This is a genomic window from Dyadobacter linearis, from assembly GCF_907165045.1.
In the GTDB taxonomy this organism is placed as follows: domain Bacteria; phylum Bacteroidota; class Bacteroidia; order Cytophagales; family Spirosomataceae; genus Dyadobacter; species Dyadobacter linearis.
The window spans coordinates 551,454-564,600 of the sequence record NZ_CAJRAU010000001.1 but is presented as its reverse complement, the minus strand read 5'-3'; the positions used below and the strand labels follow the sequence as shown (position 1 = coordinate 564,600).

14 protein-coding genes and 1 riboswitch are annotated in these 13,147 nt (G+C 46.7%); of the genes, 8 read left to right on the top strand and 6 right to left on the bottom strand.

The window, feature by feature from the left end:
• Positions 1–9 precede the first annotated feature (9 nt).
• A complete protein-coding gene (locus KOD92_RS02125) occupies positions 10–1,611 on the top strand; it encodes an arylsulfatase (RefSeq protein WP_229254485.1) in 1,602 nt (533 codons plus the stop codon).
• A gap of 87 nt (positions 1,612–1,698) precedes the next feature.
• The gene (locus KOD92_RS02120) at positions 1,699–3,117 is read left to right on the top strand and encodes a sulfatase (RefSeq protein WP_215231868.1); all 1,419 of its coding nucleotides are present in this window, start codon (positions 1,699–1,701) and stop codon (positions 3,115–3,117) included.
• On the opposite strand, the gene KOD92_RS02115 is transcribed toward KOD92_RS02120, so the two are convergent.
• Positions 3,114–3,503, bottom strand: coding sequence for a VOC family protein (locus KOD92_RS02115; RefSeq protein ID WP_215231867.1), 390 nt, complete (start codon positions 3,501–3,503; stop codon positions 3,114–3,116). The two genes, KOD92_RS02120 and KOD92_RS02115, sit on opposite strands and share 4 nt — an antisense overlap.
• Before the next feature lie 144 nt (positions 3,504–3,647).
• Positions 3,648–3,741, top strand: a riboswitch (SAM riboswitch).
• Positions 3,742–3,901: 160 nt separating this feature from the next.
• Here KOD92_RS02115 and KOD92_RS02110 point away from each other — a divergent pair.
• Positions 3,902–5,071 (top strand): cysteine desulfurase family protein, encoded by a 1,170-nt coding sequence (locus tag KOD92_RS02110; protein ID WP_215231866.1) that lies wholly within the window; start codon positions 3,902–3,904, stop codon positions 5,069–5,071.
• A gap of 14 nt (positions 5,072–5,085) precedes the next feature.
• A complete protein-coding gene (locus KOD92_RS02105; protein WP_215231865.1) occupies positions 5,086–5,340 on the top strand; it encodes a hypothetical protein in 255 nt (84 codons plus the stop codon).
• 25 nt (positions 5,341–5,365) lie between these two features.
• On the opposite strand, the gene KOD92_RS02100 is transcribed toward KOD92_RS02105, so the two are convergent.
• Positions 5,366–6,316 carry an EamA family transporter gene (locus KOD92_RS02100; RefSeq protein WP_215231864.1) on the bottom strand — a complete coding sequence of 317 codons (951 nt, stop codon included), beginning with the start codon at positions 6,314–6,316 and terminating at the stop codon, positions 5,366–5,368.
• A 6-nt stretch (positions 6,317–6,322) separates the two neighbouring features.
• Positions 6,323–6,799 carry an Lrp/AsnC family transcriptional regulator gene (locus KOD92_RS02095; RefSeq protein WP_215231863.1) on the bottom strand — a complete coding sequence of 159 codons (477 nt, stop codon included), beginning with the start codon at positions 6,797–6,799 and terminating at the stop codon, positions 6,323–6,325.
• A gap of 273 nt (positions 6,800–7,072) precedes the next feature.
• Here KOD92_RS02095 and KOD92_RS02090 point away from each other — a divergent pair, with 273 nt between their 5' ends.
• From KOD92_RS02090 to KOD92_RS02075, 4 genes are all read left to right on the top strand, one after another.
• On the top strand, positions 7,073–7,507 hold the full coding sequence (locus tag KOD92_RS02090) for a hypothetical protein (RefSeq protein WP_215231862.1): 435 nt from the start codon (positions 7,073–7,075) through the stop codon (positions 7,505–7,507).
• Positions 7,508–7,637: 130 nt separating this feature from the next.
• Positions 7,638–9,596 (top strand): UbiA family prenyltransferase, encoded by a 1,959-nt coding sequence (locus KOD92_RS02085; RefSeq protein ID WP_215231861.1) that lies wholly within the window; start codon positions 7,638–7,640, stop codon positions 9,594–9,596.
• Positions 9,589–10,284: a methyltransferase domain-containing protein gene (locus tag KOD92_RS02080; RefSeq protein WP_215231860.1), complete on the top strand. Its 696-nt coding sequence runs from the start codon at positions 9,589–9,591 to the stop codon at positions 10,282–10,284. Before KOD92_RS02085 ends, KOD92_RS02080 begins: the two co-directional genes overlap by 8 nt.
• A complete protein-coding gene (locus tag KOD92_RS02075) occupies positions 10,268–11,392 on the top strand; it encodes an NAD(P)/FAD-dependent oxidoreductase (protein ID WP_215231859.1) in 1,125 nt (374 codons plus the stop codon). The genes KOD92_RS02080 and KOD92_RS02075 overlap by 17 nt, the downstream gene beginning before the upstream one ends.
• Here the strand turns inward: KOD92_RS02075 and KOD92_RS02070 are convergent.
• Genes KOD92_RS02070 through idi form a run of 3 tightly spaced genes read right to left on the bottom strand, consistent with a single transcriptional unit; the run spans position 11,389 to position 13,113 of the window.
• On the bottom strand, positions 11,389–12,156 hold the full coding sequence (locus KOD92_RS02070) for a lycopene cyclase domain-containing protein (RefSeq protein WP_229254484.1): 768 nt from the start codon (positions 12,154–12,156) through the stop codon (positions 11,389–11,391). The genes KOD92_RS02075 and KOD92_RS02070 overlap by 4 nt on opposite strands.
• A complete protein-coding gene (locus tag KOD92_RS02065; RefSeq protein WP_215231858.1) occupies positions 12,090–12,563 on the bottom strand; it encodes a sterol desaturase family protein in 474 nt (157 codons plus the stop codon). Before KOD92_RS02065 ends, KOD92_RS02070 begins: the two co-directional genes overlap by 67 nt.
• A gap of 28 nt (positions 12,564–12,591) precedes the next feature.
• Positions 12,592–13,113 (bottom strand): isopentenyl-diphosphate Delta-isomerase, encoded by a 522-nt coding sequence (idi, locus tag KOD92_RS02060; protein ID WP_215231857.1) that lies wholly within the window; start codon positions 13,111–13,113, stop codon positions 12,592–12,594.
• Between the last annotated feature and the right edge of the window lie 34 nt (positions 13,114–13,147).

Sequence of the window (13,147 nt, the reverse complement as noted above, 5' to 3'; positions counted from 1 at the left end):
ACCATTCTTATGAAAAAACTATTCAAAATCTTTGTTTTCGTTTCACTATTCGCTTCCGGTGCGTATGCTCAGAAAAAGCCAAATGTGATTGTAATTCTGGCCGACGACCTCGGTTATGCGGATCTGGGCTGCTACGGAAGTGAGATACCTACGCCGAATCTCGACAAACTTGCAGCAAACGGCGTGCGGCTTACGAGTTTTTACAACACCGCCCGCTGCTGCCCGACGAGGGCCGCATTGCTCACCGGAGTTTACAGTCACCAGGCGGGGATCGGCCACATGATGGACGACAAAGGCGCTGACCACCCGGCTTACCGCGGCCAGTTGAATGATAAAAGTGTGACGATCGCTGAGGTAATGAAAAGCGCGGGTTATTTCACTGTAATGACTGGAAAATGGCACGTGGGACAGCCGCACGGTACTGTACCCTGGAAACGCGGTTTTGATCGCTCGCTAAATGCACCGGCGGGCGGGTTTTATTATGGTGATGGAAAAAATGCGAAAGTGTTCCTGAACGGCGAAGAGCTCGCTAACGATTCCGAAAAGCTGCCTAAAAACTGGTATTCGACCGATTTGTGGACGGATTTCGGTTTGCGCTTCATCGACGAGGCGGCCAAAGAGAAAAAACCGTTTATGTTATATCTGGCCCATAATGCGCCGCACTTTCCATTGCAGGCGCCAGAAGAGGATATTGCCAGGTTCCGGGGGAAATATTTGAAAGGTTGGGAGAAATTGAGGCAGGAACGTTATGAAAAGCAGATCAAACTCGGGCTGATCGATCCGTCATGGAAACTGCCGCCTTCTAATCCAAACATACCAAAATGGGATAGTCTGAGCGAGGAGGATAAGAAACGTTACGATGATATGATGGCGATTTATGCGGCTGTGATTTACAGGTTGGATAAAAGCATTGGCGACCTCGTGGCAGGTTTGAAACAGCGCGGCGTTTTTGACGATACTGTAATTTTGTTTGTGTCTGATAATGGCGGAAATGCGGAGCCGGGCATGGAAGGAAGGTATGAAGGAACGAAGCCGGGCGATTCACAATCAACTGTATTCCTTGGACAGGGCTGGGCGGAAGCTGCTTGTACACCTTTCTGGGCATATAAGCACCACACGCATGAAGGCGGCATTTCTTCTCCGGGCATCATTTCGTGGCCGGCTGGTATTCCGGCTTCCAGCAACGGAAAGTTTGAAAAGCAGCCGGCACATATCATCGATATCATGGCAACGCTCGTCGACCTGGGCGGCGCCAAGTACCCGACTGAATTCGCCGGAAAACCTATTCAGCCACTTGAAGGCGCGAGCTTGCGACCGGCATTTACCGGGAAGCCTGTTAACCGAAAAAATCCGATATTCTGGGAACACGAAGGCAACCGCGCGATCCGTGACGGGAATTGGAAACTTGTCGCTGAAAAAACTGAGAAATGGCAGTTATACGATGTTGAAAAAGACCGCTCGGAACTGCACGATCAGTTTGAAAAACAACCGGAAATAGCCCAAAAGCTGGTAGCGAAATACGACGCCTGGTACAAGCGGGTAGGAGCCGAGGATTATGACAAGACTTTCAAGTGGTTTTATGATTATGAAAAGGCGAAGAGTGGGAAGTGATTGAATGATTGAATGATTGAATGATTGAATGATTGAATGAGTGAATGAGTGAATGAGTGAATGAGTGAATATTTTTAAAATGGTCAAATGAACGCAGCGAGACATATTCTTACGGTGTTAGTTTTTGTGTCAGTAGCTTTCTATGGTAGTTTTGTCAAAGCACAGCAGAAGGCGAAATACAATGTGCTTTTTATTGCGGTGGACGATCTCAACACAGACCTGGGGGCTTATGGCAACACATTTGTGAAATCCCCGAACATTGACCGGCTCGCCAGAAGAGGCGTGAAGTTTGACCGGGCTTATACGCAATTTCCACTTTGCAGTCCCAGCAGGTCGTCGCTATTGACGGGCCAGCGTCCTGACGTGACTAAGATTTACGAACTGCGAACGCATTTCCGGCAGAACCTGCCTGATATCGTCACCTTACCGCAGCTTTTTAAGAACAATAAATATTACAGTGCCCGCGTCGGGAAAATATATCATTATGGAGTACCCGGGCAAATCGGTACCGACGGATTGGATGATCCGATTTCGTGGGACCACAAAGTAAATCCGAAAGGCAGGGACAAAACCGAAGAAGCCCTGGTCAAAAATCTAACGCCGGATCGTGGACTTGGAAGTGCATTGGCGTGGCGCGCCACCGAGGGAACAGACGAAGAGCAAACGGACGGAATGGTCGCGACCGAGGCGATCAAACTGCTCGGAGCGCATAAAGACGAGCCTTTTTTCCTGGCGGTAGGATTTTACCGGCCGCATTCCCCTTATGTGGCGCCGCAGAAATATTTTGACCAATATCCTCTGGCCAATATCCCGCTGCCAAAAGAAATCCCGGGCGACCTCGACGATATTCCCGAGGCTGCCATATTTACAAAACCGCCACATTGGGGCCTCGACGAGGCGCAGCGCCGGGAAGCGTTACGCGCTTACTATGCGACAATTTCATTCATGGACGCGCAGGTAGGCCGCGTTTTGGATGCATTGGATAAACTTAAACTGACCGACAAAACCATAATTGTGCTGTGGAGCGATCACGGTTATAATGTAGGCCAGCATGGACAATGGATGAAGCAGAGTCTGTTTGAAAACTCGGCGCGCGTGCCACTCATTATCTCTGCGCCCGGTCAGTCGAAGGGGAAATCTTCAGGAAGGACCGTCGAGCTGGTCGATATTTATCCAACGCTCGCCGAGCTTTGCGGACTGGATCCGGGGCAGAAATTACAGGGCGAAAGTCTGGCCCCGCTGCTTAAAAATCCGGTCGCACGTTGGACGAAGCCAGCTTATACGCAGGTAAGGCGTGGCCAGATATTTGGCCGCAGTGTGCGTACCGAGCGCTTTCGGTATACCGAATGGGACGGAGGAAAGGCGGGCGTGGAGCTATACGATCACGAAAAAGACCCGAACGAGTTTACCAATCTCGCAAAGGATACGAACTATGTAATCACAGTCGGTGAACTTTCGGCGTTGCTCAAAAAAGGTTACCCCATTACTGCGTCAGTTGCCCCCTAAGGCAGGCTGATCTGCCAGCTCACACCGAAACGGTCGTTGATCCAGGCGAATTTTTTACCAAAACCGTAATTGTCCAAAGGCATCAGCACTCCGCCGTCTTTGGACAATTCCGCATATAACCGGTCTATTTCCTCTTCGCTTTCGCAGTTTACAAAAAAGGAAGTAGAGGGCGTAAATGTGAAATCATGCTTGATATCACTGTCCGACGCCATGTAACTCTGTCCGTTCAAAGTAAATGCTGCATGCAGGATCTTCCCTTCAAAGTCGCCGGGGCCGCGCCTTACCAGCGAATCGATCGACGAATTTTCGAACAACGAGATATAGAGATTGATAGCCTCTTCCGCACGGCCTTCAAACATCAGGAATGGAGATATTTTATTGAGCATCAGGTAAATGATTAGGTTGATTTGGATTCAGGAATGTGGCGAATGCATTGCCGGAATGTAAGTTGATAAATTTTTTGCGGATTTTTTGCAGCCAGCATTTGGACAATCGGATTCTTTATATCATCTTTGTCTATCGAATTACTAGATTTATAAAGAAGGAAGGGAGAGGTTAGGCTCTATGATCTTCTGGCAACCTAAGACTTTTTAAGGTGCCCCAACCTAATTCTATTGATAAATCTGAAATCCAACCACCGGATTACAAGGGAAGTGAAAAGTGACCGAATGCGACGCAGCTGAGCCGAAAGCCTGTTGTCTTTGCTGGAAATTTCGATGCGCTTTTGTGACGTTATCGGTCGCCGGATGAAAACTATGTTTTACCGAAAAGACAGAAAAAGAGTATGAAAATCTATTGTGACAATGCCGCTACCACCGCGCTTGATCCCGAAGTGATCGACGCCATTATTCCTTATCTATCAGAAGATTACGGTAATCCTTCTTCTACCCACTGGGCAGGGAGAAAGGCCAAAGAAGGTGTTGAAAGTGCCCGCCGGACCGTTGCTGGTCTGCTTGGCGCCAATCCCGGAGAAATCTATTTCACTTCGGGCGCTACGGAAGCCAACAATCTCGCATTGACCGGTGCGATCAAAGCCTATGAAATCAGTCACGTTATTACGAGCCGGATTGAGCATAAAGCTGTTTTGCAAACTTTGCGGCAGCATGAAAAAGAAGGGGATATTGAGATAAGCTACGTGCGGCTGGACGAACGCGGAAATGTAGATACCTATCATCTGGAAAACCTTTTGCGAGCTAATCCACAGTCTTTGATCAGCTTAATGCATGCAAATAATGAGATCGGTAATATCACCAATATCGAGGCAATCAGCAAGCTGGCAAAACGGTATGATGCGATCTTTCATTCAGACACTACCCAAACAATAGGAAAGGTCGTTTTCGACCTCAGTGACCTGGAAATCGACTTTATCGTGGGATCCGCACACAAGTTTCACGGGCCTAAAGGAGTGGGTTTTCTTTATATTAACAAGAAACACAAAATAGCGCCGCAAATCCACGGAGGCGGTCAGGAAAAAGGGCAGCGCGGCGGTACGGAGAATGTAATCGGGATTGTAGGACTGGCAAGGGCGCTGGAAGTGGCCTGCAAAAACCATGAAGAGAGCCAGGCGAAAGTCGGAAAATTGAAACAATATCTGATCTCGAAACTGGCGATCAGCGGCATTGAGGGAGTTTGCTACAACGGAGAAAGCCGGTCTTCGGAAAACAGCCTTCCAAACGTCGTGAGTGTATCTTTTACTTGTTTGCCTGGCGGCAATATAGTAGAACTGCTTGACGAGGCCGGTATTGCGGTTTCCGGCGGAAGTGCATGTTCGAGTCTCGGTACTTCACACGTGATCGCGGCATTACCCTGTCAGAGTGAAAAGGAGAACGTGCGATTTTCATTCAGCAAATTCAACACATTCAAGGAGGTAGACCAAATCGTAGAAACCCTGGCCGGCATTTACGGGTCCGTCAGGGTGGCGCGGCAGGGTGCATTACAACTAGCCACTGTTTAAATAAACTAACAAAAATGAATGACGTTTTCCTGTTGCGTATCATTTACCGCGACGCCGTGAGCCTTCATAAGATAACCTCCACAGTAGAGTCAGTAAACGGCGCGAAGATCAAGCGCCTGGATTTCAGAAGTAAAGGGAAAATATTTGTCGGGATCATCGCTTTCGGAGTATCCCGACTAATTGATTTTGAGCAAATTATGCTTCTGATCCGCCGCAACCGCGATATTTCCAGAGTAGAAAGAGTCGCAGATATGGATCTTTGTTACTGAATACTATTTGGAGTACCGGCCTTTTTCAGGCAGCATTCGTAGCCAGCGTTTTTGGTTTCCGGTATTTGTGAAGATTGATCAACAAGACGCTGCCCAGGATCACGATCAGGCCCGAGATCTGTAACGGACTAATGCTTTCTTTGGCAAAAAATATCCCTAATAACACCGCTACGACCGGATTGACGTATGCATAGGTACTTACCTTGGTGGCAGGCTGGACTTTTAAAAGCCACACATAAGCACTGAATCCGAGGATCGACCCGAAAATGATCAGGTAAACGACCGCACCCCACGCGCCGGCGGGCACAGCAGCAGGATCAAAATTTTTCAATTCACCCGTGAAAAATACCCCGGGAATGAATGCAAAGCCGGCAGCAAACATCTGCCAGGTGGAATTGACAGTGGCAGAATCAGTCCCCGACTGGTATTTCGAATACAAGGAACCACCAGCCCAAGCCATCGATCCAAGAACCACCAGGAACATCGCAAATAAGTCGCGCGAGCTGTTAAGCGACGACATCGACGCCAGGATTTTCTCATAAAACAATAATATCACCCCCGCAAAACCGATCAGCAGCCCAATGATCGTGGAACGGTTTGTCAGGTTCTCCGACCATTTCGGCTTGTCGAGCAACACAAACCAGAGCGGCGACGATGATACCATAATTGCCACCATCGCACTCGGCAGAAACTGTTCTACCCAGATCACTACGCCATTTCCTACAAAAAGTAACAGCAAGCCCGTCACGATTGCCGGTTTGATGACTTTGAGCGAAAATACCTTTTCACCCCTTGCCAAACTCCACGCCAGCATGATCATGCCCGCGATCAGAAAGCGGAATGCGCCCAGAAAGAACGGAGGCAGGCCTTCGAGGGCTTTTTGAATGAAGAAATAGGTCGAGCCCCATACAATGTAAACTGTGGCAAAAGCCAATACAACCAGGGTTGTGGAAGGAGTTTTGTTGTCCGTTTGCATGATCGTTTATTTTTCTGGAATGACTAATAATTGTTCTTCTTTGACAGTTTCGAGGACGATCGTAGTGCGTGTAGATAAGATTTTCGGGATTTTGCTGAAAGAGTTACGCATTAATTCCATCAGCGACGCGGAGTCGGTTGTGCGCACTTTCACGAGGTAGCAATCCTCGCCGGCAATGTGGTGCACTTCCTGTACTTCGGGGATTTTTGCAAATTCTTTCGCCGTATCATTGCTGCCCATTCCTTCGGATGATCTGACTGAAATGAACGCGAGCAGACTTTGCTGCAATGCCGCGGGATTGATCCGGGTTGTGTACTGTACGATCACATTCTTCTGTTCCAATTTCTTGACCCGCTCCAAAACAGCGGAAGGCGCCATTTCAAGCTCCCTCGCCAGATCTGCATTGGTAATCCGCGCATTTTCCTGCATCAGCCGCAGGATATTCAGATCTGTTTTGTCAAGTGTAAACTCAGCCGGGCTCATATTCGCTCAATATTGTGTTTGTCTGAATATTGTTCAGCAAATGTATTAACTTTCTGTATAAAGTACTGTATTTACAGATGTATTTCGCTGATAGTTCTGAACCATGTGATTTTCGACTGATGGTTCTGTTGAAACGGATCACTTGGGGACTTCCCAGGAAAATATCCGATAAATAATCCACTATTTGCCGGAGGATAATTACAAACGAGCCAGGCTTCTACCTTCGTAATGCATTGATATAAATTGCCGGAAAACGTAAATAAAATCACTGTTATGAAAAACAAAAACTGGACAATTAAGACTACAAGTCTCTCACTTTGCCTATTTCTATCGATCTTTTTAATGGCTTTCTCCTGCGCAGATCATGTGGTGCCAAACACCCCCGAACTTCCGGAGATACAGACTTTAGAATTGAATGTGGGTAGTAATAATGTGACTTTTAAAGTCAAGTTCAATAAACTGGGTCAGGTAGCGGTTACTGAGTATGGCACACTGTACAAAGTTGTGCAGTTTGGTGCAAATGATATCGTTCCTACTGAATCGGATGATAAAGAAATTTTTGCATTGCCTGCTTCACTGGATATAAAGTCTAAAAAGATCGATCTTCAGACCGATGCCGAATCCATTTTTTACAGAGCTTACGCGAAGCTTGCTAATGGCAATACTATCTTTGGCGAAGTGAAGGAGGGCAACCTTACGCCGCAATAACCTATTTCGAGCTGTCAAAAGCCCCACAGAGAAGGAGTTCTCTGTGGGGCTTTTGTTTTCTAATTTCCGAATAGTTTTCTAAAAATTTCTCCTCGCTATCTAGAACCTCGTTTTCTTACTAAATTAGGCCATGCTCATTCATGGTAATACCATTAAGCTCCTGAGAATCCCATTCTCGTTCTTTTTGATGCCGCTTTTTCTGTTTGCGTACAGCCAGGCAGAAACGGTGGTGCATCGGCAGGCGCTCTGGGCGTTTTTGATCATTCATCTGCTTGTATATCCGGCTAGTAACGGTTACAACAGTTTCGTCGACCGGGACGAGGAAAGTATTGGCGGACTTGAAAAACCGCCACTGCCTACGAAGGATTTGTTTTATCTGACCGTTTTAATGGACGCTGCCTCAATCTTATTGGCGCTTCTCTTCGTAAATACATTGTTTGCAGTTTGTCTGATCTTATATATTGCTGCGTCGCGGGCTTACAGTTCCCGGCAAATACGGTTGAAGAAATATCCTTACGCGGGTTTTCTCACAGTCGTGTTTTTTCAGGGCGCGTTTACCTATTATATGTCGATCGTCGGCATTTCCGGAAAGGTGCTGGAAATGAGTCCCGCAAACTGGTACGTGCTATTGGGCTGCTCATTTCAGATCGCGGGTGCTTATCCGCTCACGCAGGTTTATCAGCACCGGCAAGACTTAAAAGACGGGATCGTTACGCTGAGCTATAAGCTAGGCTACATTGGTACATTCGTGTTTACTGCGCTGATGTTTTTGCTCTGCAATAGCTTTTATTATTTGTATTTTACGACCAACAAACTTGGAATGATTTTTTTCATTGTCCAGGTGTTTTTCTTACCGATCGTCGTATACTTCGGATATTGGTTTTATCTGGTAAAAAAGGATAGGGGAGAGGCTAATTTCAGGAACACGATGCGGATGAACTGGGTGGCGGCGATCTGCATGAATAGTTGTTTCATCATATTAATTATTATTAACAGGATTCCTTTGAGTTATATATCAGCAATTGAGACCGCCGTTCCGGACCATCGTTATTCGCAGGAAACATTAGCTTCATTTTATTCGGGATCGACCGACGATTTGATCACCAAAAGGAAGATCAAGGTAGTAGCGGGTAAAACGGGGATCGAAACACGGTATTCTGTCATCGCAGATTTTGACAAACAACCGGAGCAATACGAATTTTTTAATAAATCGGCTGACTTGCTACCCGAGCCCGGACTGGGCCGCCGCATGCAGCTTTACCAGGAACACGCCACAAAACTTTCCTTGCAGGCAGTCAATAAGATCAGAGGATTTGAGCAGATAAAAGGTCAAATTACACATTTGATCACGGTAACATGTACGGGCTTGTTTGCGCCTGGGCTGGATGTGGAACTGATGCGGGAGCTAAATCTGCCGCCTTCCATTCAGCGGAGCAGTGTCAATTTTATGGGCTGCAATGCGGCGATCATTGCTTTGAAACAGGCCGATACCATTTGTCGCACAACCCCAAAAGCCAAGGTGCTGGTAGTGTGCACAGAGCTCTGTACCATTCATTTTCAAAAACAATATAACGACGACTACCTGCTATCCAACCTGCTTTTCGGCGACGGATCGGTGGCGGCGCTGGTAACTGCGCAGCCTTCTGAACAATACCTGCATAGTGTCAGCATTGAATCTTTCAACTCGATGGTACTGCATAACGGTTATTCAGATATGGCGTGGCGGCTCTCGGAAACGGGTTTTATTATGAATTTGTCTTCCTATGTGCCTGATCTGATCAGCAAGAATATCGAGCCGATGCTGCGGGCGGTGAAGCTGAGTGTGGATGGTTACAAACACTGGGCGATACATCCGGGCGGGAAGAGGATCGTGGATGATTTTGCACTTGCGCTCGGACTTGACAAATGCGCGCTCGCACATACCTACCAGATTTTGAAGGATTACGGCAATATGTCCTCGCCGACGGTTCTGTTTGTATTAAAAGAAGTGTTGGAAAAAGCGAAGCCGGAACATCAGGGCGACCGGATATTCTCGGCGGCATTCGGTCCGGGATTGAGCATTGAAACAATGCAGCTACAATATGTTTGAGGTCAGGAGCGCGGAAAAGGAATTGCTTGACCGGGATGATATTCCAGCCGCTGACCTTTTCGAAAATCTGAAAGAACTCGATTTTATTAATCACTGGCTGGGAGGCTATGCGATCTCCTTCGATGCCCTGAAGAGTGTATTAGAGAAAGGGAAATCCTACAAATTGGCGGATATTGGCTGCGGCGGTGGAGATACGCTCAAAAGAATCGCCGAATGGAACCGGAAAGCGGGTTTCGATCTCGATTTGTGTGGTATTGATATCAAGCCGGTATGTATCGAGTATGCGACTAATAACCTAAAAGACAGCAACGTCAGGCTGATTTGCGACGATTACCGCAACTTGTTTTCACACATCGGGCAGGTTGATATTATTCATGCCTGTCTCTTTTGTCATCACCTCAGCAATAGCGAGTTGGCCGAATTAGTGGGTTTTGCATTGAAAAATAAGGCTATCCTTGTGATTAACGATCTCGAACGCAATGCTTTGGCTCATTATTCTATTAAATACCTGACCCGTTTTTTCTCAAAATCTTACCTGGTGAAAAACGACGCGCCCCTTTCAGTATTAAGGGGTTTCAAAAAGAAAGAGTGGACCTCCATTATTCGGGAAGCTGGCGCCGGGCATTTCTCGGTCCGCAATAAGTGGGCATTCCGGCATGAAGTGATCGTATATGGAAACGCGGACTGAGGTGTACGATTGTGGTATAGTAGGTGGCGGGCTGGCGGGCCTTTGCCTGGCTATACAACTCGCCGATGAGGGTTTTTCAGTGATTTTATTTGAGAAAAACAGATATCCTTTCAATAAGGTCTGCGGCGAGTATATATCGATGGAAAGCTTTGATTTTCTGAAAAGGCTGGGTCTTCCTTTCGATTCTCTGAATATTCCCTTTATCAATCAGCTGGGAATCAGTTCGTCGCGTGGCTTTATGCTGGAACATGCGCTGCAATCGGGCGGTTTTGGGATCAGCCGCTACACTTTGGATCACCAGCTGAGTGTCATCGCTGCTCAGAAGGGGGTCTTGATAAAAGAAAATTGTAAGGTATCCGACGTTTCGAGCACCGGCGGAGAATATTCTGTTACCACAAGTTCGGGTACTTTCAAAGCGCGTTTGGTATGCGGCAGTTACGGAAAGTATACCCCGCAATTTATCAAAAACACTTCCACAAAACCTGCTCAAAACTACATTGGCGTGAAGTACCACGTGCACAGTGATCTCCCCGCGAACCGGATCGAGCTGCATAATTTTCGCGACGGGTATTGCGGTATTTCAAAAGTCGATGGAAACCAGTATTGTCTCTGCTACCTGACCACTTCCCGAAATTTGCAGGAAAACAGCAAGGATATCAGGGCGATGGAAGAACGGATTCTTTTTAAAAACCCTCATTTGAAAAGGATATTTCAGGAATCGGAGTTTGTGAATACGCAGCCGCTCGTGATCAGCAATATCAACTTCGAAAAAAAAGCAACCGAAAGCGACGGGATATTTTTGCTGGGCGACGCAGCCGGTTCAATTACGCCGCTTTGTGGAAATGGAATGAGTTTGGGCATGCACGCTTCTTATTTGCTCGCGAAGGAAATCGCACTGCATTTACACCAAAAACAATCCAGAGAATCGCTGAGTACAAATTATCAGCGGGCGTGGAATAATGCATTCAGCAAACGCATTACAGCAGGGTATTACCTTCAAAACCTGTTTGGAAAGGAAACGACGACCGATCTTGCATTGCGGCTATTAGATAAAACCCCGAAACTTCTCAATAAGCTCGTAACGCTTACCCACGGGAAACCATTCTAACTTAACTGGGCTATTACAGCGCGTCTGGCAAGGAGCTTTTCAAACAGAAACGTATTCAAAAGCAGCATAAGCATGCCGTAAAAAAGATCTTCCACAGGAATGGTCAGGAAGCGCACACCTACATTTTCAGCGTCGTTATACCACACGATCGGCTCGTCGAGACCGGTTCCGGTGAGAATTCCATTTACGACGATAAAAGGAATCAGCAGGAACATGTGCGAATATAAAAACAGGCTCAGCCACTTGGGTTTTGCTGAAAATTTTAAATATAACAGAAAGAAAAAGAGTAGTATGGAGGTCGAGAATGTGTATGCTCTGTCGTAAAAAACGATCGCTGAAATTCCCGAAACTACGATGAACAGCCAGATTACAAAGTTTTCGGCGCGGATCCTGTATTCTAGTCCAAGGAAAACGCGAAAGGTATAATAGGTAAAAATGCAGGCGTAGGGAATGCAGATGAAAAACAATATCTCTTCAATAGGTAGGCCGAGCAGGTAAACTCCCACCAGGTATTTGGGTGTAAATCCCCAAACGCCGATCTGCGTAAAAAAGCTGTCCCAAAGGATGAACGGTAATGCAGCTATCAGGATAGCAGGCCACAAAATCGGCCAATGCTTGCTCAGACCAATTTTAGGGTGAAAAGATGCGATAACCGGGACGGAAATGGATGCGAGGTCTATTAACAAATACAACGAACTCATCTCGCCGCCGTTTTCTTCGCCTCTCTGAAATACTTCAATGGTACCCAAAGCATTCCGAAACATTCGCCTTCATGCTTTCCCAAATGTTTGTGGTGCATTTTATGCGCCCGCCGGATCGCCCGCAAATACACCGAATCGGTATTCCTGAAAACCCGGAACCGCTGGTGGATAAATACATCGTGTATGATGAAATACGTGAAACCGTAAATGGTAATGCCCAGCCCGATCCAAAACAGATAATTAAAATCCTGGTTCAGTCCGATCGTCAGAAACAAAATACCGGGTGTTGCGAAAATGACGAAGAAATAGTCGTTTTTCTCAAAAAAATCACCGTCGTCGCGCTGGTGGTGATCGTGGTGTAAAAACCATAAAAAGCCGTGCATCAAGTACTTATGGGCGAGCCAGGCGACGCATTCCATTCCTATGAATGCCGCCGTGACAATTAATGTATTCGTAATCCAGACTGGCATAATATCAGTTGAGCCCGGTCAGGGGCGGTTATTTTTTAAGCTTAATCTTGTCAAAAACCTTGTTAAAGCAAATTTTGAGCCACTCGGTGTAATGTGTCGGGTTTTGGTCAATATTTGCTTTGATCTCACTCATTTTGAGATATTTATAGTCACAAACTTCTTCTGTATTGATAGAAGGCTCTTCGTCTGATACTCCCCAAAAAACGTGATCAAGTTCGTTTTCGGTCAGGCCATTTTCTAGCGCAGCGTGATATTGGAAAGTAAATAGGAAATTGAGATCCGTTGCAATGCCCATTTCTTCCTGCAACCTGCGTACCGCAGCGTGGTGCGTGGATTCGTCAGGAAAAGGGTGGCTGCAACAGGTATTTGACCACAATCCTTCCGAATGATATTTGCCAAAAGCCCGCCGTTGCAGCAGCATTTCGCCTTTTGAATTAAATATAAAAACAGAAAAAGCGCGGTGGAGCATTCCTTTCTGGTGCGCTTCCAGCTTGGGCATCAGGCCCACGGCCTCGTCTTCTTCATTTACCAGAACTACTTGATCACTCATATTATTAACGGGTTTCAGGGCGATAATTCGCGTG

Coding starts and splice junctions, on each gene's coding strand:
- KOD92_RS02125 (WP_229254485.1), top strand. CDS start 10: ATGAAAAAACTATTCAAAATCTTTGTTTTCGTTTCACTATTCGCTTCC.
- KOD92_RS02120 (WP_215231868.1), top strand. CDS start 1,699: ATGAACGCAGCGAGACATATTCTTACGGTGTTAGTTTTTGTGTCAGTA.
- KOD92_RS02115 (WP_215231867.1), bottom strand. CDS start 3,503: ATGCTCAATAAAATATCTCCATTCCTGATGTTTGAAGGCCGTGCGGAA.
- KOD92_RS02110 (WP_215231866.1), top strand. CDS start 3,902: ATGAAAATCTATTGTGACAATGCCGCTACCACCGCGCTTGATCCCGAA.
- KOD92_RS02105 (WP_215231865.1), top strand. CDS start 5,086: ATGAATGACGTTTTCCTGTTGCGTATCATTTACCGCGACGCCGTGAGC.
- KOD92_RS02100 (WP_215231864.1), bottom strand. CDS start 6,316: ATGCAAACGGACAACAAAACTCCTTCCACAACCCTGGTTGTATTGGCT.
- KOD92_RS02095 (WP_215231863.1), bottom strand. CDS start 6,799: ATGAGCCCGGCTGAGTTTACACTTGACAAAACAGATCTGAATATCCTG.
- KOD92_RS02090 (WP_215231862.1), top strand. CDS start 7,073: ATGAAAAACAAAAACTGGACAATTAAGACTACAAGTCTCTCACTTTGC.
- KOD92_RS02085 (WP_215231861.1), top strand. CDS start 7,638: ATGCTCATTCATGGTAATACCATTAAGCTCCTGAGAATCCCATTCTCG.
- KOD92_RS02080 (WP_215231860.1), top strand. CDS start 9,589: ATGTTTGAGGTCAGGAGCGCGGAAAAGGAATTGCTTGACCGGGATGAT.
- KOD92_RS02075 (WP_215231859.1), top strand. CDS start 10,268: ATGGAAACGCGGACTGAGGTGTACGATTGTGGTATAGTAGGTGGCGGG.
- KOD92_RS02070 (WP_229254484.1), bottom strand. CDS start 12,156: ATGTTTCGGAATGCTTTGGGTACCATTGAAGTATTTCAGAGAGGCGAA.
- KOD92_RS02065 (WP_215231858.1), bottom strand. CDS start 12,563: ATGCCAGTCTGGATTACGAATACATTAATTGTCACGGCGGCATTCATA.
- idi (WP_215231857.1), bottom strand. CDS start 13,113: ATGAGTGATCAAGTAGTTCTGGTAAATGAAGAAGACGAGGCCGTGGGC.